Here is a 21480-nt window from a genome sequence, read left to right as displayed (position 1 = left end):
GTGTGCGAACGGTTCTGGGCCACTGTACCAACGGGGGCGCCGTAGCGGGGGGACGGTGCAACGGGGCGTGGACCACCGCCACCCGTGGGGCACCGTTGCGGGCGAGAACGGTGCAGCCGGCGGCGGTCCCGCTCGACCGCGGATAGACCGATGGAGTCTGCCGCGCGCCCCTCTCAGCCGCGTCTGCCCCGTGCGGGGCTGCTGCCGCGGGCCCCCGGAGCACGCGAGGCCGACTCCGCCCGGCGCCACGCCTGCTGGGCCGGTGTCAGCGCGGTGGTACCGGTGGTGCCGGTAGACCGTGACGGACGGGACCCGGAGTGGGTGGAGGTGGCCGCCACCGCGTTCATCCCTGCCACCCCGCCGCGCCAGCCGTGGCACACGGCCAGCGCGAGCGCGTCCGCGGCGTCGGCCGGACGGGGCGGGGCGTCCAGTTTCAGGATGCGCACGACCATCCGGTTCACGGACTCCTTGTCCGCGGAGCCGTCCCCGGTGACCGCTGCCTTGACCTCGGAGGGGGTGTGCCACGCGACCGGGATGCCGCGCCGGGCCGCCGCCGCGATGACCACGCCGGTGGCCTGGGCGGTGCCCACGACCGTGGGCGCGTTGTTCTGCGCGAACACGCGCTCCACCGCCACCACGTCCGGGCGGAAGCGCTCCATGAGCTCGTCCGCGGCCTCCATGATGGTCAGCACGCGGTGCTCGAGCGCCTCGTGGGCGCGCGAGCCGCTCACCTGAACGTGCACGAACGTGCCCGTGCGCTGGGCGGACATGTCCACCACGGCGAATCCGCACCGGGTGAGTCCGGGGTCCACCGCGAGCACGCGCTGGGAGCCTGCCGCCTGCGGACGGGCCACGGGCCTACTCGTCGTCCTCGAGCTGGGCCATCACGTCCGCGGGGATGTTCGCGTTGGAGTAGACGTTCTGCACGTCGTCCAGCTCCTCGACCGCGTCCGCGAGCTTGAGGAACTTCCGGGCGCCCTCCGCGTCCAGGTCCACGCTCATGGTGGCCCGGAACTGGGGGTCGTCGTTGTTGTACTCCAGACCGGCCTCGTCCAGCGCCGCGCGGATCGCAGGCAGGTCCGTGGCCTCACTGACCACCTCGAACACGTCCGACTCGTCCAGGACCTCGTCCGCGCCGGCGTCGAGCACGGCCATCAGGACGTCGTCCTCGGTGAGGCCGTCCGTCTTGGCCACCTCCACTACGCCCTTGCGCTCGAAGAGGTACGCCACCGAGCCGGAGTCCGCCATGGTGCCGCCGTGACGGGTCACGGCCACGCGCACCTCGGAGGCCGCGCGGTTCTTGTTGTCCGTCAGGCACTCGATGTACAGCGCGGTGCCCTGCGGGCCGCGGGCCTCGTAGAGGATCTCGGTGTAGTCGATCGTCTCGCCGGTCAGGCCCGCTCCGCGCTTGATCGCGCGGTCGATGTTGTCGTTCGGCACGGAGTTCTTCTTGGCCTTGGACACCGCGAGCTCCAGCGCCGGGTTGCCGGAGGTGTCCGCGCCGCCCATGCGCGCCGCGACCTCGATGCCCTTGATGTACTTGGCGAACGCCTTGGCGCGCTTGGCGTCGATCGCCGCCTTCTTGTGCTTGGTCGTGGCCCACTTGGAGTGACCTGACATGGATGACCTCCTCGAAAGAGTGCGTCCGGCCGTGCTCGGGCCGGACGCGGTGGTGGATTGACTGCCATGATACCGAGCGCGCCCCGTGCCCTGTCACACCGGGGTGCGCACCCGCACCGTCCAGGGGGACTTCGCGGCGCCACCGGTGGTCGCCGAGCCGCCGGTGCGGGGACACGGTTCGCCGCGGCGACAGGCTCAGTCGACGACGCCGCGCGCTCGCCCCGTGGGGGCCGCGCGCGGCCGACGCCGCGCCTCCGGTGGCTGCGGTTCGGCAGGCCGCCGCGGCACGCACGGATGACGACGCCGCATGCCCGCCCCCTGCCGAACGGCCGGGGCCCGCCGGGCGAGCCACGGCAGGTACGGCCGCGAGCGGCGTCGTCGTCCCCCAGTCCGTCAGCGGGGCCGGGAGGCCGCGACCTCGCGGGCGCGCTCCGCCAGCGTGTCGTCGGGGCCGACCTCCGGCAGGGACTCCCCGCGCAGGGCGAGGGCCTGGCCGAGCAGGAAGTCCGCCACGCGCGGGTTCTTGGGCAGCAGGGAGCCGTGCAGGTAGCTGCCGAGCACGTTGTGGGTGCGGGCTCCCTCCGTGCCGTCCTCGCCGTTGTTGCCGGCGCCCGAGACGACCGTGGCCAGGGGCTCCTGCCCCGCGCCCAGACGGGTGAGCCCGGAATGGTTCTCGTAGCCCACGATCCGGCCCAGCTCCGGGGACTCGGTGACGATGTTGCCAATCAGCCGCTCGGTGCCCGCCACCGTCTCGAGGTCGAAGATCCCGATCCCGGACAGGGTTTCCCCCGCCCCGGTGCGGAAGCTGCGGCCGAAGAGCTGGTAGAGCCCGCAGATCGCGAGCATGGGCACGCCGCGTTCCACGGCCTCGTGCAGCCGGGGCGCCACGGCCGCGAGGTCCTCGGCCACGCGGAACTGCCCCGAGTCCTGGCCACCGCCGCCCACGAAGAGGTCGGCGTGCTCGGGCCACGGATCACCCGGATCGTAGTCCACGATCTCGGTGTCCAGACCGTAGCGCTCGGCGCGTCGCCTGAGGGTCAGGGTGTTGCCCCAGTCGCCGTAGATGTTCATGTCCCGGGGGTAGAGCTGCACGATGCGCAGCGGCCCGGAGGTGTTCTCAGCCACGGTGTTCTCCTAGATGGCGGCCACGTGCGTCATGCCGCCCAGAATCTTGCGCAGGGACAGCATGGCCGTGTAGGTGCAGAAGATGCGCATGGGACGGTCCCCGGACTGCGCGATGAACTGCTTCAGCGCGTCCTCCAGGTCCGGTTCCACCCCGCCCACGCGCACGAGGTCGTAGTCCAGCCGCAGGGCCATGTCCCACGCGCGCACTCCGGAGACGAGGTCCACCCCGCCCTCCCGGAGGCTGTCGAAGTCCACGTCCCACAGCCAGGAGACGTCCCGGCCGTCCGCGTACTGGTCGTTGATCGCGATCATGGTCGCGTAGTCCTGCGCGGACGCGGATGCCAGCGACAGCCGGAAGCCCGCGGGGTTCTTCACCAGGAGCAGCTGCAGGGGCTTGCCGTCCACCGTGATGGTCTCGCCGCGCCCGAAGGCGGGCGTCACGTTGCCGAGCTCGGCCACCAGAGCGGGGACATCGGCGTCGTCCCCCAGCACCTGCAGGCTCACGGCCAGGGCGGCCGCCGCGTTGTACTGGTTGTAGACGCCGTAGAGGTCCACCGTGGCCTCGTGGCTCGTGCCGCCCACGTCCAGCTCCACGCTGCGGGCGTTGACGGCTTCCAGCACGACGTCCGCGTCCGGGCGCCGCGCCGAGGGAACGTCGGAGTCCTGTTCGCCGGGATCCACCTGTCGCAGGCCCTCGCGCATGTCGTCGTCGGACGGGAACATGGGGCGCAGCGCGTCCGAGAGCCCGAACCAGGACACGGCGGTGCCCGCGGAGAGGTCCTCGGCGAGCCCCGCGATCCGCGGGTCCTCGCGGTTGAGCACCACGGTCTCCGTGGTGGCGCGGGCCACCTGGCGCAGCATCCGGCGCGTGGTGTCGATCTCCCCGAAACGGTCCAGCTGGTCGCGCATCACGTTGAGCAGCAGGCTGATCCGCGGCTGCACCTGCTTCACGAAGTGCACCGCGTGGGCCTCGTCCAGCTCGAGCACCGCGACGTCCGCGTGCAGACGGCCGAACGCGTCCATCTCCGCGAGCAGGGAGGCCGCGACACCGCGCACGAAGTTGGAGCCCGTGCGGTTGGTGAACACGCGCAGGCCCTGGGAGCGCAGCAGCTGCACGGTCATCTTGGTGGTGGTGGTCTTGCCGTTGGTCCCGCTGATCACCACCACGCCGCGGGGCAGCTTGGCGAGCTCCTCGGCCACGAAGCCGGGGTGCAGCTTCTCCATGAACAGGCCGGGGAACGCGGAGCCGCCGCCGCGCAGGCTGGACGCCCAGCGCACCCCCTGGCCGAGGACGCGTACGAGAGGTCGGGACATGGTCTCCATCCTAGTGAGCGGGTGCGGGCACCCGGGTGGTGAACGTGTGCGGGCACCCGCGGTCGCGGACCGGTGGGCCCGCGGGCCGTCAGTCCCCGGGCCAGGCCGCGGCGATGTCCTCGCGCGTGGCCCCCAGGGTCTGGATCAGCGGTTTGGTCTGCGCGAGCACGGGCATGAAGTTGGCGTCACCGGTCCACCGGGGCACCACGTGCTGGTGCAGGTGGGCGGCGAGCGACCCGCCCGCGGCGGAGCCCAGGTTGAGCCCCACGTTGAACGCCGCGGGACTCGCGACCTCCCGGATCACGCGCACCGCCGTGCGGGTCAGGGTGTTGAGCTCCCACAGCTCGTCGTCCGTGAGCGCGTCCAGGTCCGCCACGTGCCGGTACGGGCACACCAGCACGTGGCCGGGGTTGTACGGGAACAGGTTGAGCACCACGAAGCAGTGCTCGCCGCGGTGAACGATCAGGGAGTCCTCGTCGGAGCGCTGCGGCGCGGTGCAGAACGGGCACCCCGGCGGCTGCTCCACCGAGGTGTCCTCCCCGCGCACGTAGGCGAGCCGGTGCGGGGTCCACAGCCGCTGGAAGCTGTCCGGAACCCCCGGGACCTCGAACTCGTCCCGGACCGCACCGTCCCCGTCCGGCGCCGCGGCGCCCCGCCCGGTCACGGCTGCTCCGGCGTCCGGGTCTGCTCCGACGACGCCGCCGCCGGCTCCTCGACCACGGTAGCGCCCACCTCGAGCTCCTCGGCCGGGGCCGTCGGATCCTCGTTGGCGCGTGAGGCCACGTGGCGGGCAATGAGCTCCACGGCCTCCGCCCGGCTCACGCCGTTGTGCTGGGAGCCGTCGCGGAAGCGGAACGACACGGTGCCCGCCTCGGCGTCCTCGCCGCCGGCGATGACCACGAACGGGATCTTGTCCTTGGACGCCGTGCGGATCTTCTTGGGGAAGCGGTCGGAGGAGGTGTCCACCTCCACCCGGATCCCGCGCTCGCGCAGGGACTGGGCGAACTCGTCCAGGTAGTCGTTGAACGCCTCGGCCACGGGGATGGCGCGCACCTGCACGGGAGCCAGCCACGCCGGGAACGCGCCCGCGTAGTGCTCTGTGAGCACGCCCATGAAGCGCTCCACGGAGCCGAACAGTGCGCGGTGAATCATCACCGGGCGCTGCCGGGTGCCGTCCGAGGCCTGGTACTCCAGGTCGAAGCGCTCCGGCAGGTTGAAGTCCAGCTGGATGGTGGACATCTGCCACGTGCGCCCGATCGCGTCCCGGGCCTGCACGGAGATCTTGGGTCCGTAGAACGCGGCGCCCGCGGGGTCCGGGACCAGCTCCAGCCCGGAGTCCTGCGCCACCTCCCGCAGCGTGCGGGTGGCCTCGTCCCAGATCTCGTCCGAGCCCACGAACTTGTTCGGGTCCTTGGTGGAGAGCTCCAGGTAGAAGTCCTCCATGCCGTAGTCCTTGAGCAGGGACAGCACGAAGTTCAGGGTGTTCGTCAGCTCGCCCTTCATCTGCTCGCGGGTGCAGTAGATGTGGGCGTCGTCCTGGGTCATGCCGCGCACGCGCGTGAGTCCGTGGATCACCCCGGACTTCTCGTAGCGGTACACGGCGCCGAACTCGAACAGCCGCAACGGCAGCTCACGGTAGGACCGCCCGCGGGAGCGGAAGATCAGATTGTGCATGGGGCAGTTCATGGGCTTGAGGTAGTAGTCCTGACCCGGCTTGGTCAGCTCACCCGTCTCCGGGTCCCGCTCCTCGTCCACGTGCATCGGGGGGAACATCCCGTCCCGGTACCAGTCCAGGTGTCCGGAGACCTCGTACAGGTGGCCCTTGGTGATGTGCGGGGTGTAGACGAACTCGTACCCGGCGCGGGCGTGTCGCTCGCGCGAGTAGTCCTCCATCTCCTTGCGGATGATCCCGCCCTTGGGGTGGAACACGGGCAGGCCGGAGCCCAGCTCGTCCGGGAAGGAGAAGAGGTCCAGCTCCACGCCCAGCTTGCGGTGGTCGCGGCGCTCGGCCTCGGCCAGACGCTCCTTGTAGGCCTTCAGCTCGTCCTTGGAGGGCCAGGCCGTGCCGTAGATCCGCTGCAGCTGCTGGTTCTCCTGGTTGCCGCGCCAGTACGCCGCGGCGGAGCGCATGAGCGCGTAGCCGTTGCCGATGTGCTTGGTGTCCGGCAGGTGCGGGCCGCGGCAGAGGTCGCGCCACACCACGTCCCCGCTCTTGCGGTCCACGTTGTCGTAGACCGTGAGCTCGCCACCGCCCACCTCCACGGACGCACCTTCGGCGGACTCCTCCACGGCACCGGAGCCCGGCCCGCCGGCCAGGTCGATGAGCTCGAGCTTGTAGGGCTCGTCGGCCATCTCCGCGCGCGCCTCGTCCTCCGTGACCGTGCGGCGGCGGAAGATCTGGTTCCTGTTGACGATCTTCAGCATCGACTTCTCGAGCTGCTTGAGGTCCTCGGGAGTGAACGGCTCCGCGACGTCGAAGTCGAAGTAGAAGCCGTCCGTGATGTACGGGCCGATGCCCAGCTTGGCGTCCGGACGCAGCTCCTGCACCGCCTGCGCCATCACGTGCGCCGTGGAGTGGCGCAGCACCTCGAGCCCTTCGGGATCACTCACGAGCACCCGTTCCACGACGTCCCCGTCCTGCAGGGGCGTGGACAGGTCCTTGAGGACACCATTGACGTGCGCCACCACCACGTCCCGCTGCTCGGCGTAGAGCTCGGCGGCCGTGGTGCCCGGCTCCGTGGTGCGGGCCTCGCCGTCCACGGTGAGCTGCAGTGCTGGGGCATCCGTCATGGTGTGTCTCCTCGTCAGTTCTGTGTGTGCCCGCCCGTACCGGGGGCGCGCGTTCCGCGGACGTGCCGTGCACGCCCGTGACCTCCCCGATGCTACCGTCCACCTGCCGCGGACGGCACGGGACGGCGCGCCCTGCGGACGGATCGTGAGTCCGCTCACGCGCTGGCACCCTGGGCACGACGAAGGGTGTGCCTCGAGCCGGAGCCCGGGGCACACCCTTCAGTGTTCACGCGAGGTCACTCGCGTGGACGGCTTCAGCGGCGGGGAGCCTCGCCGTTGCGGCCGAGGTCGTCACGGCCCAGGCCGTCACGATCGACATCGGTCTCCACGTCGACCTGTTCCTTCTGGACGTCGGCCTCCACGCGCTGGGTCTCGCGGACGGTCTGCTTGTTCAGCCCGACCTCCTCGACGGCCACGGCTTCCTTCTCGACGACGGGGCGCTCCTCGTGCAGAGTCACGTCCACCTCTTCCTCGCCGATCCGGCCGGTGCCCGCGTGGGCCTCGGTGCCGTTGAGCGGGGTGCGCTCCACGGTGACCTCTTCGCGCTCGACCGGGACGTCGACCGTCTCGTGGTCGGTCACGACGTACTTGCGCAGGCGGGCGTGGCCGGCCTCGCGCTCCTGGGTGCCCACGTTGAGGCGCTCCTCGTGACGGGTCACGGAGGCGTTCTCACCGGCGGCCACGTGGCGGTCCTGGTCCACACCGGCGCGGTCGCGGTCGGTGAGGTCGCGGTCACGGTCCGCGGCGAGACGGTCACGGTCGGCGACGTCGCGGTCGGCGTTCGCGTGACGGTCACCGGCGGCGGCGCCAGCCACACCGGCGGTGCCAGCGGCGGCGTTGCGGTCACGATCGGCGCCCGCGGTGCGGCCGTCGTCGTAGTTCATCTCGTAGTAGCGGTACAGCTCCTCCTCCTCGGCGGGGGACAGGTGCTGGTCCGCGTCGACCTTCGGAGCGTCCTTGATGACGTCCTTGGTGTAGGGAAGGACCACGCGGTCGCCGTCCTGACGGGCGCCCTTCACGGGAACGAAGTTCTCCTTGGCACCGAACAGACCGGTGTTCACGGTCAGGAAGGTGGGCTCGCCGGAGTTGTCGTCCAGGAACACCTGCTCGACCTTGCCGATCTTGTCGCCGTCGGAGCCGTAGGCCGTGCTGGACAGAATTGCATTCACGTCGAACGTGGACATCGCATTAACTCCTCAGTAAGTCTCTGCTGCCGGCGCACGGGTTGTGCACCGGAGGCCGCCGCACCCGCAGTGGGTGTGCGGTCTGGCTTCGTGACACATATTACGGCCATCAGCACACTGCGCTACTAATTTCTCTCACGGAAAAACCGGCGCGCCGGTGACCGCGCGCGCGGCGCACCTGTGGTGGTTGCACCGGAAGGGCGTCGCCTGCGGGGTCGCGGGGGTGGCGTGGGGCACAATGGGCAGGACCAACCGCTGTGAGTTCCCCGGAACCGTTCGGGCGATTCACACGGAAACGGCAGCGCAACAGAGGACGGAGCTCCGACGTGTGGGATGCACTGGTCACCAATCCATGGATCTTCTGGCTGATCATCATGCTGGCCCTGGCGGCCATCGAGATGCTCACCCTGGACTTCCTGTTCCTCATGATGTCCCTTGCGGCGCTCGTCACCGCCGGTGTGAGTCTCGTGGTGGACAGCTTCACCGTCCAGGTGGTGCTCTTCGCGGTCGTCTCGGTGCTGCTCATCTTCGTCATTCGCCCGATCGCCCTGCGCCGCCTCAACCGGTCCACGCCCACCACGCGCTCCAACACGGACCGGCTCATCGGGCTGCCGGCCACCGTGCTTGAGCCCGTGACCCAGCACAGCGGGCTGGTCCGGCTGGAGGGGGACGTCTGGACGGCCCGATCGTCCGCGGGAGCGGCCCTGCCGGAGGGCCGCGAAGTGTTCGTCCACCGCATCGACGGCGCCACCGCCGTGGTCTCCGACGTAGCCCCGGCCCACGCACCGGGCACCGACGGCGGGCGCGGCACCCACCGCTAGGCCCCGACCACGGCAGACCGTGAGCGCGCAGCACTCGCGGACGCCCCCCCCCGCCGAGACACTCGAGCCCCCACCGAAAGGACGTCATGTCAATCGTCATCCTCATCCTGCTGATCGTGGTGGTGCTCGCCGCGGTCATCGCCCTCATCAAGGCGGTGCGGATCGTTCCGCAGTCCCGCGCCGGCATCGTGGAGCGGCTGGGTAAGTACCAGTCCACCCTCAACCCGGGACTGCACTTCCTGATCCCGTTCATCGACCGGCTTCTGCCCCTGATCGACCTGCGCGAGCAGGTGGTGCCGTTCCCGGCGCAGTCCGTGATCACCGAGGACAACCTGGTGGTGGGGATCGACACGGTCGTGTACTTCCAGGTCACCGATCCACGGGCCGCCACCTACGAGATCACCAACTACATCCAGGCCGTGGACGAGCTCACCAGCGCCACCCTGCGCAACGTGGTGGGCGGGCTGAACCTCGAGGAGACCCTGACCTCCCGCGACAAGATCAACGCCGAGCTGCGCGGGGTCCTGGACTCCACCACGGGGCGCTGGGGCATCAGGATCTCCCGCGTGGACATCAAGGAGATCACTCCCCCACCGTCCATCCAGGACTCCATGGAGAAGCAGATGCGCGCCGAGCGCGACCGCCGCGCCGCGATCCTCACGGCCGAGGGCGAGAAGCAGTCCCAGATCCTCACCGCCGAGGGTGAGCGCCAGGCCGCCGTCCTCTCCGCCGAGGGTGACGCAAAGGCCGCCATCCTGCGCGCGGACGGCGAGGCCCAGGCCATCGCCAAGGTGTTCGACTCGATCCACCGCGCCAAGCCCACGCAGAAGCTTCTGGCCTACCAGTACATCCAGACGCTGCCCAAGGTGGCGGAGGGCACGGCCAACAAGGTCTGGATGATCCCCGCCGAGCTCAGCACCGCACTGCGGGGCGTGGGCTCCTACCTCAACCCGGGCGCCTCGGACTCCCCCGAGGACGACGCGTGGGAGGAAGAGGACGCGGCCGCCCGCCGCATGCAGCAGGACGAGCCGATCGTCGCGCACGAGACGGTGAAGGTGACGGAGGAGGACCTCGAGCCCGATCTCACCCTCACCGACCCCAGTGAGTTCGAGATGCCCGACTCCCGCTACTCCTCCCCCATTGCCGAGCAGGCACGGGACCCGCACGTGGGTGAGACCCCGGCCTCCGACTCCCCGTCGAACCAGCAGCCGGGTTCCACGGCCCGCCACCCGCAGCCCGAATCCCCCGAGGGTCCGCGCACCGGGGAATGAATCGCGGGTTCGAGCGGTTGTGGCTCGTGAAGAAGTCGGTCCGGCCCCGGAACTCCGTGCTCGCGGAGGTCTCAGCCGGTCGAGTGTCCGTTCGTCAGGAAGGATCGTTGCGTGAGTGATCGCAGCCTACGAGGCATGCGCCTGGGTTCCCAGTCCATGGAGACCGAAGCCGGTGTGGAGCCCGCCCCGCGCCAGCGCGTGGAGTACCGCACGGCGGACGGCGAGTCCGTCTCCGTGATGTTCGCCGCGGAGGCCGAGATCCCGCCGGTGTGGACCACCAAGACCGGCCAGGAGGCCATCCTGGTCAACGGTGAGAAGCCGGAGAACCCCAACGAGAAGCACCAGCGCTCGCACTGGGACATGCTGCTCGAGCGCCGCAGCGTGGAGGAGCTGGAGGAGACGCTCCAGCAGCGCCTGGAGTTCTACAAGGAGCAGCACGCGCTCTGATCCGACCCCGTGCACGACTGTGGCCCCCGTCCTCCGACGGGGGCCACAGTCATCCGTGCCACCCCACGGTGCAGACCGGATTGGCAGCAGACCGGCTCGGCACGAGAGCTGGGGCGCGAGGCATACCCGCACGGCCGCGTCCACGCCCGTTCCGGGACGCCGAGAGGCCGGGCAGGGACGAGGTCCGCGCTCCGGTCAGGGGACCGGCGCGCGGACCGGGAGTCGTCAGCCGCGGCGGCCGAGCTTGCGGGCGAGCGTCTGCGCGCGGGCGGTGAGCCCCCACTTGGCCACGCTCGTGGCCGCCTCGATGGTGACGTCGTTGCTCATCTTGGACACACCCTCCTCACGTTCCACGAACGTGATGGGGACCTCCACGATCCTGAAGCCCAGGCGCTCGGCACGCCAGCCGAGGTCGATCTGGAAGCAGTAGCCGCGCGAGCGGACGGAATCCAGGTCCAGCGCGCGCAGGGTGGTGTCCCGGTAGGCGCGGAAGCCTCCCGTGATGTCGTGGATGCCGGTTCCCAGCAGGATCCGCGAGTACAGGTTTCCGCCGCGGGAGATCAGCTGGCGCTGCAGCGGCCAGTTCTCGGTGCGTCCTCCGGGGACGTAGCGGGAGCCGATGGCCATGTCCGCGCCACGCTCGACCGCGTCCAGCAGCAGCGGGAGCTGCTCGGGCTGGTGCGAGCAGTCCGCGTCCATCTCCACGAGGACGTCGTAGCCGTGCTCCAGTCCCCAGGCGAAGCCGGCGAGGTACGCCGGGCCCAGGCCCTCCTTGCGGGCACGGTGCAGCACGTGGATGTTCGCGTCCCGTGCTGCGAGGGAGTCCGCGAGGTCCCCGGTGCCGTCGGGGCTGTTGTCGTCCGCGATCAGGACGTGGGCGTCCGGCACCGCCGCTCGCAGCCGCGTGATGACCGTGGGCAACGACTCACGTTCGTTGTACGTGGGAATGATGGTGAGAACTCGCACCGGGCGTCCTTTCATGCCGCAGGTAGCCGGGCACCGGGCCCGGACAGACCACTGGGCAGGCCCATCCGCCTTCGGACCAGAGAGGACACGAGGTCGATCTCTGTTTTCTAAGGACGGATGGACCCACCCGGCAGTAAGAACTCAGTCTAACCTCAGGGGAGGTCAGGGCCAACACGGCGCCCCCGTGCTCAGGGGCGCGGCTCGTCCCCGCTCACCAGGGTCCCGGCGACCACCGTGGCCTCGCAGCGGGGCAGCCGGGCATCGTCGAGCGCGGGAAGCACGGGCGTCCGTGCGCGCGGGTCCGTGCTCCACGAGGACCCGGTGCCCTGGGCCTGCTGCACCATAACGGACTCCGCATCCCAGACCGCGAGGGTCGCTTCGGATCCCGGCGCGAGCTGCCCCGCCAGCGGGACCGCCCCGGGCTGGACGCGCCACGCGCCACGCGTCAAGGCCATGAAGGCGGCCCGCGCCGAGGTCCGCAGCCGCTCGTGAGGTGCCTCCAGGGCGGACTTCACGGCGGACCAGGGGTTCGCCGCGTCCGTCATCAGCGTCACGGGCACCCCCGCTCGAGAAAGTTCGCGCAGGGGCGCCACCCCGGCGTGGCAGGACGCCGCGAGGCCAAGGGTCGCGAGCCGTTCGCACTGGGCGTCGTCAAGGGCTCCCACCCCCACGAGGCGGTGCCCGCGTGCCCGGAAGGCCCGCTGTCCCGTGCTGTCCTGCGCCTCGGCGGCCGCGTCCAGCAGTGCGTCCACGCGTGCCCCGGCCGACGACGCCGCCCCGCCCGCCGCCGTCTGCGCGGGGAACTCCACCGGCTCGGAGGCGTGCGGGAGGAGGAGGACCGCCTGCAGCCCGGCACGCGTGCAGGCCAGGAGGTGTTCGCGAGCTGCCGTGCGCAGCGAGTCCGTGTCGTCGAAGGCCGCGGCGTCGAAGCCGAGCGTGGACGAGGGCAGCGTGGAGGGATCGAGGGCCTCCTGGGACGAGGCGGTCCTGATGAGGATGGGCAGGGGCCGGACCCCGTCGGCCGCGACGCGTGCCGACGCCTGGTCCAGTGCGCGGGGATCGCAGCTCACGAGCTCCACGGCTCCGTAGCCCTGGCAGGCCCGGGGCAGCGCGTGCGGGGCCGGAATGCCCTCGGCAGCTGGACAGGCCGGGCCCCCCTCGGAAGCAGGGCGGGACGATTCACCAGCATTGCCAGCACCATCGGCTCTGCCCTGAGCGGCGGCACCCGCGGTGTCCGCGCACCGGTTGTCCACGCCGGATGTGCCGCGCTCCATCGGCGGGACGCGGTGGTGCCCCACGAACGCCGGGGTGACCACGGCCGCCCGCAGGTCCCCCGGGGTCACGTCCGGGCCCGCCATGGCCCGGGCGGCGTCGTCGGAACCGACCCACGCCACGGTCGGACCGGAGACGAGGATGGCCGTGGCGAACGGGTCCGCCGGCGAGTACACCGAGCCGTTGGTCCAGACACGGGTGCGGGATGGGGGTGCGGTCACGTGATTCCCTTCGGTCCGGCGCGGAGGGTGACCCGGCGCCGGTTGCTGGTTACTGTTCGAAGACGCTGTACTCGACCACGCCGCGGCGCACGGACTCGATGGCCTCGTGGGCCGTGTCCCGCAGCGCGGGGTCCAGCCCGTGCACGCCGCGAAGCTGGTCCAGGACGTCGATGGTCTGCTTGGCCCAGCGGACGAAGTCGCCGGCCGCGAGGTCCGTGCCCGTGAGGGTCCGCGTGAGGGTCGCCCCGCGCGCCCAGCGGTGCATGGCCTCCGCGAGTCCCAGCTCGGGGGCCGCGGTGACGGGCAGCCGGTGCTCGGCCTCCTGGGCGCAGAGCACGGACCAGTTGTGCAGCAGGGTCTGGACGGCGGCGTCCATGTGGGCGGTGGGCAGCTGGGGGCGCGCCCCCTGGTCCTCCCGCCGGGGCTGGTACACCAGGGCCGTCATGACCCCGGCGAGTCCGGGGGCGTCCAGACCGTCCAGGAAGCCGTCCCGCAGGGAGAGCGCGAGCAGCAGGTCACGCTCGCCGTACAGGCGCCGCAGCTGCTCTCCCGCGGCGGTGGGCTGCAGCTGCCCGGACTCGTCCTCCCGGAGGTAGGCGAAGTGCGAGAGCACCGCGCACACGCGGTCGAACGTCGCCGCGATGCTGCCCGTGCGCCCGGCGATCTGCCGGCGCAGGCCATCGGTCTCCTTCTCCAGCTTCCACGCGCGCTCGGCCCAGCGGGCGTGGTTCTCCCGGTCCGAGCAGCCGTGGCACGGGTGCGCCCGCAGCCGGCGCCGCAGGTCCTCGATGCGGTGGTCCCGTGCGGAGGTGCCGCGGTCGAATCGGATGGAGTGGCCCCCGGACCCGGCCCGGGCGGGGCGGTGCTCCCGCAGCGCGGCCCGCACCGTGGAGGCCAGGTCCTTGCGCTCCTGGGGCGACTTGCCCGAGAAGTTCTTGGGGATCCGGATCCGGGACTCCGGCTGCAGAGAGCCGTCGAGGTCGTTGACGCCCACGCGACGCAGCTTGCCGTCCACCGTGAGGATGTGCGGCCGGGGGTCGAACGGGTGGGCGTCCGCCCGCAGCACCACGGCCCAGCCCGCGTTGCGGCCCTGGGGGATGTCGATCACGTCGCCCGGCAGCAGGTCCTGCAGGGCCACGGCGGCGTCGTTGCGCTCCCGTGCGGTGCGGGACCTGCTCGCGGACTTCTCCTCGGCGGCGAGCTCGCGGCGCAGCGCGGCGTACTCCCCGAAGTCCCCCAGGTGACAGTCCATGGCCTCGCGGTAGGCCGTCAGGGTCTTCTCCTGGGAGCGCACGCGTCTGGCGATGCCCACCACGGAGCGGTCGGCCTGGAACTGGGCGAACGAGGTCTCCAGGATCGAGCGCGAGCGCTTGGCGCCGTAGCGCGCGATCAGGTTGGTGGACATGTTGTACGTGGGACGGAAGCTCGAGTTCAGGGGGTAGGTCCGGGTGGAGGCGAGCCCCGCGACGGACTGGGGGTTCATGCCGTCGCGCCACAGCACCACGGCGTGGCCCTCGACGTCGATGCCCCGCCGGCCGGCGCGACCCGTGAGCTGCGTGTACTCCCCCGGGGTGATGTCCACACGGGCCTCGCCGTTGAACTTGTCCAGCCGCTCGAGCACCACGGAGCGGGCGGGCATGTTGATCCCCAGCGCCAGGGTCTCGGTGGCGAAGACGGCCTTGATCAGCCCCTCCGAGAACAGCTGCTCCACCACTTCCTTGAACACCGGCAGCATGCCGGCGTGGTGGGCGGAGACACCGCGGACCAGCCCGTGGTACCAGTCCTCGTAGTTCAGCGCTGCGAGGTCCGCGGTGGACATGTGGGCGGTGGCCTCCGCCGCGTAGGCCTTGATGGTGCGCTGCTCCTGGGGCGTGGTGAGCCACAGGTCCGCGGCCACGCACTGGCCCACGGCGGCGTCGCACCCGGCACGGGAGAAGATGAAGGTGATGGCGGGCAGCAGCGCCTCCGCGTCCAGCCGGCGCAGCAGGTGCGGGCGTGAGATCCGGTCCTGACGGCCGGTGCGCGGCTCCTGCCGGTGCCCGCCGCCGCGGCGGCGGTTGCGGTGGCCCGGGCCCCGGCCCCCGGAACGCCCGCCACGGGGATGCTGGGTGCGGAAGAGCCGCAGCAGCTCGGGGTTCACCGCGGGCTCGTCCCGGTGCTTGTCCGAGTGGCGCTGGGCTGCCTCCTCCACCGTGGTGTCGTCGACGAACAGGTCCATCAGCTGCGGCCCCACCTGAACGTGCTGCCACAGCGGGACAGGGCGGTGCTCGGAGACCACCACGTCCGTGCTGCCGCGGACGTCGTCCAGCCACGCGCCGAACTCTTCCGCGTTGGAGACGGTGGCGGACAGCGACACCAGCTGCACGTGCTCCGGGAGGTGGATGATGACCTCTTCCCACACGGCGCCGCGGAAGCGGTCCGCGAGGTAGTGGACCTCGTCCATGACCACGAAGCCCAGGTTGCTGAGCGTGGCCGAGCCGCCGTAGAGCATGTTGCGCAGCACCTCGGTGGTCATGACCACCACGTCCGCCTCGGAGTTCACGGACGTGTCCCCCGTGAGCAGGCCCACGCGCTCGGAGCCCCAGCGGCGGGAGAACTCGTGGAACTTCTGGTTGCTCAGCGCCTTGATGGGCGTGGTGTAGAACGCCTTCTTCCCCTGCTGCAGGGCCAGGTGGATGGCGAACTCCCCCACCACGGTCTTGCCCGCACCCGTGGGCGCGGCCACGAGCACGCCCCGCCCCTCCTCCAGGGCCCTGCACCCCTGGAGCTGGAAAGGGTCCAGCTCGAAGTCCAGGGTGTGCTCGAAGGCCGAGAGTTCGGTGCTGGCGTGGGCCGCGCGAGCCTTGGCGGCCGTGTACCGGTCGGCGGGGGAAGACATGGCCCCAGCCTACGCGGTGGCCCAGACACCCTCGACGCCGCGACGGGTCCCGTGGGAGCGCTCAGCCCTCCACGGCGGTGCTGCCCAGGGAGCGCAGCTCCTCAGCGGAGGTGCCGCGGTCGGCGCTCGCCCCCGTGGCCTCGGCCTGCCGCGCTTGGCGCTTGGCCTTGCGCCGGTCCAGGTAGAGGCACAGCCCGGCGGCCACGAAGAACAGCGCGAGCAGCGGCACGGCCAGGTAGACCATGGTGATGGGGTCCGGGCCCGGTGCCGCCATGGCCGCGATCACCAGCACGACCACCACCACGATCCGCCAGGACTTGATCACGGAGCGCCCGGAGAGCAGGCCCATCATGTTGAGCCCCACCAGCAGGACCGGGATCACGCACGAGATGCCGAACGTGAGGATGAGCTGGAGGAAGAACCGCAGGTAGGTTCCGGCCTCCACGAAGTTGGCCCCGCCCTCGGGGGTGAACGCCGTGAGGGCGTAGACCGCGGTGGGCAGGGTGATGATGGCGATCGCGCAGCCGCCCAGGAACAGGGGGATGGCCGCGGCCAGGAAGCCCAGGGCGTAGCGGCGCTCCTTCTTGTGCAGCGCCGGGGTGATGAACGCCCACAGCTGGTAGAGCCACACGGGTGACGCGATGATGAGCCCCAGCACGATGGAGACCTCGACCATGGTGTTGAAGGAGCCGCCCACCGAGGAGTAGTTGATTGTGGCGGTGCGCCCGGACTCGGCGAGGCGCTGCAGCGGTTCCGTGATGTACCGCATGAACGGCTCGTACACCATGAATCCGAGCACGGCCCCCACCACGGTGGCCGCCGCGGACTTGAACAGCCGGTTGCGGAACTCCCTCAGGTGCTCCTTGAGGGCCATCTGGGCCTGGGGGTTGTGCCGCCGGGACGTGACCTTGCGGCGGTCACGGCGCGATGGACGCGCGGCCCGTGCCGGGGTCTCGGAGTCCGTGCTGGACATGGGTCCCTGCCTTCTCTGCCGGGCCGTCCACCCGGGCTGCCGGAGCGTTCTGGTCATGCACACGGGGCCGAGCCGTGCGGCTCGGCCCCGTGACCTGCGAGGCTGCGCCTCAGGCGGTGGGCCGCTGGTTCTGGTCCACCACGGGTGCCTGCTGGGTGGCCTGCGGCTGGACCGGTGCGGCCGGCTGGGCGGGAGCCTGCGGCTGCGCGGGCGCCGCCTGCTGGGCCGGGGTGCCGGCCACGGGCTGGCCGTCCGCGGCGGGCTGGCCGTTGACGGTCACGTTCGGGTCGTCGTCCTTCTTCATCTCCTTGACCTCGGACTTGAAGATGCGCATGGACTGGCCCAGGCTGCGGGCCATCCCGGGGAGCTTGGGCGCCCCGAAGAGCAGAAGAATGACCACGAGGATCAGCACGACGGTCACGGGACTGTCAAACAAGCGGCCCATTTCGGAGTCCTTTCTGTTCGGCTCGCAGGAGGTCCCGGTAGCGCTGTGGCAGTCCCTGGGCGTCCTTGCGCTGCATCCGGCGGATGAGACGAGCCGTCTGTCGTTGGTCCCGGCCGCTGCGGTACGCGGCGCGGGTGTCGTTCACCGGGGTGAACATGGCGGGTGGTGCGGGTGCGCGCAACGGCGCGGGCTGCCCCTGGGAGGCGGAGTGCCAGCGCTCCGAGAACTCGGTGGCGCTGCGCTCGAGCTCGTCCAGCGCGGGCACCACGTGCCGCGTGAGCAGCCGGTAGAGCAGTCCTGCGACGAATGCGGCGCTGGCCAGGACCACCACGGTCCACAGCACGATCCACATCCACCAGAGCATGCTCACCAGTATAGGCACCAGGGCGTCAGCTCGGCTGCGCGGTGCCGCCCGGACCACTGCTGTTCAGCCACTGTTCAACAGCGGCCACGGCCTCGGGCGGGGACACCACTCCCACGTGGCCGGCGTGGCGGGTGACGAGCGACGACAGGGCATCGAGCGTGGGGAAGTCCACCTCAGCCGCCACGTACTCCGGCAGCGGACGCGGTCCCCGGGGTGCCCGCGTCCGTGCCGCGTCCCCCGCCTGGGAGTTCGCCGTGGACGCCGTGGCGGCCCGTGCGGTTTCCTCCCCTGGCGCTCCGGCGGCCGCGGGTCCGTGGGTCGAGGCGGCCTCCGGCACCGAGACCTCCACGTAGCGCTTGGCGTGGTAGTGCTCCACGATCCACCGGCCCCGGCGGTCGGTGACCACCACGGCCTGCACGGGCCGCCGTTTGGCGGGCTGGATGCTCGAGCGCACCTCGGACTCCATGCGCGGGTGCGCCTCGGCCTCCCCCGCGTCCTCGCAGCCCACGATCCGGTCCGCCCGGAAGGTGCGCGGCCCGTTGGCCTGCAGGCACCACCCGCGCAGGTACTGGTGGCCGTCCGAGAAGATCATCCGCACCGGGTCCACGAGCCGCTCCGTGACCTCGTCGCGCGAGGCCACGAGGTAGCGCAGCCGCACCCGCCGGCCCTCGGCGATCGCGCGGCGCAGCTCGGCGACCAGGGCGCTGTCCCGCGGCTCCGCGGCGGCGTCGCCCTCCGGTGCGGCGAGGGCGTCCGCGAGCGGGAGGGCGTCCGCGGCCGTGGCGACCTTCTGCATGGCCGAGCGCACCACGCGGCTGTCGCCGCCGGGCACGGCCTGCAGGGTCTGCAGACCCATGAGCAGGGCGCTCGCCTCGGGGACCGTGAGCCGCACCGGCTCGGAGAGCTCCTGCGCGTTGCCCAGGTAGATGTGGCCGTCGTCCCACGAGGCGTCGATGAGCTGGTCCGGGAGGTGCCCGGGACGGCCGCACACGAACAGGGTCTGCAGGTCGTTGACCAGCTCGGCGTCCGTGATGCCGAAGTGCCGGGCCGTCTCCTCGAGCTCCGCCCCCTGGTGGGCGTAGACGTGGCGCACGATGTGCAGCAGCCGCGCGAGGTGGTGCTCCGTGCTGGCCTTGGCCGCGCCCTGGCGGCGCTGCTTGCCCCAGTGCACGGACACGCCGCCCATGCGTGCCTGGAAGGCACGGGCGTCCTCGAGCCTGCGGGCCACGGCCTCCGCGACCACGGCCTGGGTCTCCTCGTCCACGGTGCACGAGGCGTCCTCGGGCGCGGACGAGGTGCGCGGAACCCACGCGTCCGGGCCGGCGGCGCACACGTGCTCGGCGGCGGACTCGGTGTCGTGGACGGCCAGCTCCACGGCGTCGAAGCCCTCGGGTGCCCGCCAGCACGACGCCGCCGCGGGCGTCGCGATCCGGCGCAGCAGCTGACCCGCGCCCTGCCGCACGAATACGACCACGCGCAGCTGCGGCGGCTGGCTGACCATCCGGGCCAGCTGCCCTCCCATCGAGAAGTCGCGGGGCGGCTCGAAACCCTCCCGGGTCACCGCGACCTCGGAGATGATCCGTGAGAGACGGAATGTGCGCTGAGCACCCCGGTCCGTGTCCCAGCCTGCGAGGTACCACGCGCCGTAGCGCGAGCCCACTCCCCACGGCTGCACGGTGCGCCGCGAGTAGGCGCCCGTGCGGTCCACGTAGTCGAAGCGCACCGTCCGGTGCGCGAGCACCGCCGAGAGCAGCGGCTCGAACGCGGGGTCCGCGACCGCCACGGTGGGCTGGACGTCCCGCCCGGGCGTGACCTCCGCACTCAGCGCGGGTTCGAGCTTGTCCAGGGCGCGCCGCGCGAGCCGGTCCTGGGCGGCGTCGTTCCAAGCATCTGCGGCGACCGCGAGCACCGCCGACTCCTCCGCGCTGAAGCGCACCTCGGGGAGGTTGTAGGAGCCGCGGGGCACGCGGTAGCGCGGGGTGAGCTGGGCGTCGGAGGCCCAGGGGTCGTCGTCGGGGATCTCCTCGACCGGGTACCCCAGGGACCGCAGGTGGGCCTTGTCGCGCTCGAACATGCGCTCGAACGCGTCCTGGTTGCCCGCACGGTCGTACCCGGGCACGATGGCGCGCAGCTGCTCGCGCGTGTAGCCGGACTCACGGTCCAGCAGCGCAATCAGCAGGTTCAGCAGACGCTCGGCGGACGCCGTGGTCGAACGGCGTGCCGCCTCGCCGGTGTGGCGCGGCATTCAGCGGACGTCGAGCAGGTCCACCACGAAGATCAGGGCCTCGTCGGGGCCGATCTGCGCCCCCGCGCCGCGCTTGCCGTACGCCATCTCGGAGGGGATCTCCAGACGACGCCGCCCGCCCACCTTCATGCCCAGCAGACCCTGGTCCCAGCCCTGGATGACCTGGCCGATGCCCACCGTGAAGTCCAGGGGCTCGCCGCGGTTCCAGGAGGCGTCGAACTCCTCGCCGCCCGAGTAGGTGACACCCACGTAGTGGCAGGACACGGTGGCGCCGGGGGTGGCCTCCTTGCCCGCGCCCTGGATCTCGTCCACGATCCGCAGCTCGGTGGGCACGGGGTCCTGGGGGAAGTCGACCTCGGGCTTGGAACGATCAAGCTTGCGCTGTCCGAATGACACGGGCTCTACCTTTCGTCGAGGACCCCGGCGGTGCGGGGCGTTGCCGAGGGCCTAGTGTAGCGGCCCTCACCTGCCGGAGGAGGACGCCCCCGCGCTGGGTGCCGAGCTCGCGGACGGGGCCGCGCTCGGCGACTGCTTCGCGGGATCCGGGGTGTCCGTGCGTCCGAGGATGTCCACCACGAACACGAGGGAGCCGGCGGGGTACTGCGCGTCCTTCCCGAGCTCCTTCTCCGTGCCGTAGGCCTTGGACGTGGGGATCACGATCTCCACGCGGGAGCCCACCTTCTGGCCGGCGAGCCCCTCCTTCCAGCCCACGATCACGTTGTCCAGCGGGAAGGACACGGGGGTGCCCTTCTCGTAGGAGGAGTCGAAGGGCTTGCCGTCCTCCCAGCGCACCCCCACGTAGTTGGCCACCACGGTGTCGGACGCGGAGACGGTCTCGCCGTCGCCCTCGATCAGCACGTCCGTCTTAAGCTTCGTGGGCTCGGGGCCGGAGGGCTTCTGGATGGTGGGGGTGCCCTTGTCGTCCTGCGTGACCTTGGGCATGCCCTTGGCCGGGGTCTTCATCTCCTCGTTGAGGGGCGGCAGCAGCTTCTTGGTCACCTCGTAGACCTCGACCGAGGTGGAGTCGTCGCCGTCCTCCGCCTTGCCGCTCGTCTCGGGCGAGCTGTAGGCGATGACCTCGCCCTCCTGCGCGTTGGACAGCGCGTCGTACATCTGCGGCAGGGACTCCTTGAGCTGGTCGTTGACCGTGAGCACCTGACCGGAGCCCTTGCTGTAGGTGTCCCCCAGGGAGGAGCCGTCCGAGCCCTTGTAGAGGGCGGCCTGGAGCATGATGTTGTCCCCGGCGTCGATCTCGGACCCGCCGCCCTCCTTGAGCACCTTGGTCTGCGTCTCCTCGACCTTCATGGGCGTCTCGAAGGTCACGGCGGGGGCCTTGCCCGGGGCGGGCTCCTCGGTCATCTCCACGGAGTCCCAGCCGGAGGAGCCGCAACCGGTGAGCAGCAGTGACATGGCGACGGCGGTGGCGCCGACGGGGATGATCTTTCGCAAGACGGGGTGACCTTTCGTCAACGGGGTGTGGCTGCGGTCCAATGTAGAGGACTCGTGTGGTGCGTGGCTGGGAACGCGCACGGAACGCGTCCGTG

The 21480-nt window shown here is 71.3% G+C and carries 19 protein-coding genes; 3 read left to right on the top strand and 16 right to left on the bottom strand.

Going from position 1 to position 21480, the window contains the following annotated elements; genetic code table 11:
* Nucleotides 1-173: 173 nt before the first annotated feature.
* The 7 genes from ruvC to P8S73_RS00825 form a co-directional block, all read right to left on the bottom strand.
* Nucleotides 174-854, bottom strand: a complete 681-nt coding sequence (gene ruvC, locus P8S73_RS00855) for a crossover junction endodeoxyribonuclease RuvC (RefSeq protein WP_039101127.1) — start codon at nucleotides 852-854, stop codon at nucleotides 174-176.
* Nucleotides 855-858: 4 nt separating this feature from the next.
* Nucleotides 859-1620: a YebC/PmpR family DNA-binding transcriptional regulator gene (locus P8S73_RS00850; RefSeq protein ID WP_039101125.1), complete on the bottom strand. Its 762-nt coding sequence runs from the start codon at nucleotides 1618-1620 to the stop codon at nucleotides 859-861.
* Nucleotides 1621-2013: 393 nt separating this feature from the next.
* Entirely contained in the window at nucleotides 2014-2745 is a 732-nt protein-coding gene (locus tag P8S73_RS00845) for a type 1 glutamine amidotransferase (protein ID WP_039101124.1), read from the bottom strand.
* 9 nt (nucleotides 2746-2754) lie between these two features.
* Nucleotides 2755-4068: a Mur ligase family protein gene (locus tag P8S73_RS00840; protein ID WP_019309311.1), complete on the bottom strand. Its 1314-nt coding sequence runs from the start codon at nucleotides 4066-4068 to the stop codon at nucleotides 2755-2757.
* A 79-nt stretch (nucleotides 4069-4147) separates the two neighbouring features.
* Nucleotides 4148-4723, bottom strand: a complete 576-nt coding sequence (locus tag P8S73_RS00835; RefSeq protein ID WP_039101122.1) for an HIT domain-containing protein — start codon at nucleotides 4721-4723, stop codon at nucleotides 4148-4150.
* Entirely contained in the window at nucleotides 4720-6849 is a 2130-nt protein-coding gene (gene thrS, locus P8S73_RS00830) for a threonine--tRNA ligase (RefSeq protein ID WP_039101121.1), read from the bottom strand. The genes P8S73_RS00835 and thrS overlap by 4 nt, the downstream gene beginning before the upstream one ends.
* Nucleotides 6850-7103: 254 nt before the next feature.
* Nucleotides 7104-8033 carry a PRC and DUF2382 domain-containing protein gene (locus P8S73_RS00825; protein WP_039101120.1) on the bottom strand — a complete coding sequence of 310 codons (930 nt, stop codon included), beginning with the start codon at nucleotides 8031-8033 and terminating at the stop codon, nucleotides 7104-7106.
* 326 nt (nucleotides 8034-8359) lie between these two features.
* On the opposite strand from P8S73_RS00825, the gene P8S73_RS00820 reads away from it, so the two are divergent.
* The 3 genes from P8S73_RS00820 to P8S73_RS00810 all read left to right on the top strand — a co-directional run bounded on the left by P8S73_RS00820 (nucleotide 8360) and on the right by P8S73_RS00810 (nucleotide 10572).
* Entirely contained in the window at nucleotides 8360-8854 is a 495-nt protein-coding gene (locus tag P8S73_RS00820; protein ID WP_039101119.1) for an NfeD family protein, read from the top strand.
* A gap of 86 nt (nucleotides 8855-8940) precedes the next feature.
* Nucleotides 8941-10125 carry an SPFH domain-containing protein gene (locus P8S73_RS00815; RefSeq protein WP_081477467.1) on the top strand — a complete coding sequence of 395 codons (1185 nt, stop codon included), beginning with the start codon at nucleotides 8941-8943 and terminating at the stop codon, nucleotides 10123-10125.
* Nucleotides 10126-10236: 111 nt separating this feature from the next.
* On the top strand, nucleotides 10237-10572 hold the full coding sequence (locus tag P8S73_RS00810) for an RNA polymerase-binding protein RbpA (RefSeq protein ID WP_019310634.1): 336 nt from the start codon (nucleotides 10237-10239) through the stop codon (nucleotides 10570-10572).
* Between the two features lie 225 nt (nucleotides 10573-10797).
* Here the strand turns inward: P8S73_RS00810 and P8S73_RS00805 are convergent, their stop codons facing one another.
* The 9 genes from P8S73_RS00805 to P8S73_RS00765 all read right to left on the bottom strand — a co-directional run bounded on the left by P8S73_RS00805 (nucleotide 10798) and on the right by P8S73_RS00765 (nucleotide 21385).
* Nucleotides 10798-11538 carry a polyprenol monophosphomannose synthase gene (locus P8S73_RS00805; RefSeq protein ID WP_029603418.1) on the bottom strand — a complete coding sequence of 247 codons (741 nt, stop codon included), beginning with the start codon at nucleotides 11536-11538 and terminating at the stop codon, nucleotides 10798-10800.
* Nucleotides 11539-11726: 188 nt separating this feature from the next.
* On the bottom strand, nucleotides 11727-13031 hold the full coding sequence (locus P8S73_RS00800; protein ID WP_019310635.1) for a hypothetical protein: 1305 nt from the start codon (nucleotides 13029-13031) through the stop codon (nucleotides 11727-11729).
* Nucleotides 13032-13080: 49 nt separating this feature from the next.
* Nucleotides 13081-15909, bottom strand: coding sequence for an RNA helicase (locus P8S73_RS00795; protein ID WP_019310636.1), 2829 nt, complete (start codon nucleotides 15907-15909; stop codon nucleotides 13081-13083).
* A gap of 61 nt (nucleotides 15910-15970) precedes the next feature.
* Nucleotides 15971-16882, bottom strand: coding sequence for a twin-arginine translocase subunit TatC (tatC, locus tag P8S73_RS00790; RefSeq protein WP_019310637.1), 912 nt, complete (start codon nucleotides 16880-16882; stop codon nucleotides 15971-15973).
* Between the two features lie 109 nt (nucleotides 16883-16991).
* Nucleotides 16992-17327 carry a Sec-independent protein translocase subunit TatA gene (gene tatA / locus P8S73_RS00785; protein ID WP_029603420.1) on the bottom strand — a complete coding sequence of 112 codons (336 nt, stop codon included), beginning with the start codon at nucleotides 17325-17327 and terminating at the stop codon, nucleotides 16992-16994.
* Nucleotides 17311-17691 (bottom strand): hypothetical protein, encoded by a 381-nt coding sequence (locus P8S73_RS00780; RefSeq protein WP_019310639.1) that lies wholly within the window; start codon nucleotides 17689-17691, stop codon nucleotides 17311-17313. The genes tatA and P8S73_RS00780 overlap by 17 nt, the downstream gene beginning before the upstream one ends.
* Nucleotides 17692-17716: 25 nt before the next feature.
* Nucleotides 17717-19936: a WYL domain-containing protein gene (locus P8S73_RS00775; protein ID WP_019310640.1), complete on the bottom strand. Its 2220-nt coding sequence runs from the start codon at nucleotides 19934-19936 to the stop codon at nucleotides 17717-17719.
* Nucleotides 19937-20332, bottom strand: coding sequence for an FKBP-type peptidyl-prolyl cis-trans isomerase (locus tag P8S73_RS00770; protein WP_019310641.1), 396 nt, complete (start codon nucleotides 20330-20332; stop codon nucleotides 19937-19939).
* A 66-nt stretch (nucleotides 20333-20398) separates the two neighbouring features.
* On the bottom strand, nucleotides 20399-21385 hold the full coding sequence (locus P8S73_RS00765) for an FKBP-type peptidyl-prolyl cis-trans isomerase (RefSeq protein WP_019310642.1): 987 nt from the start codon (nucleotides 21383-21385) through the stop codon (nucleotides 20399-20401).
* Between the last annotated feature and the right edge of the window lie 95 nt (nucleotides 21386-21480).

It is taken from the genome of Kocuria sp. ChxB (genome assembly GCF_044359605.1).
Lineage (GTDB): Bacteria > Actinomycetota > Actinomycetes > Actinomycetales > Micrococcaceae > Kocuria > Kocuria rhizophila.
This window is presented reverse-complemented; position numbering and strand designations above follow the sequence as displayed.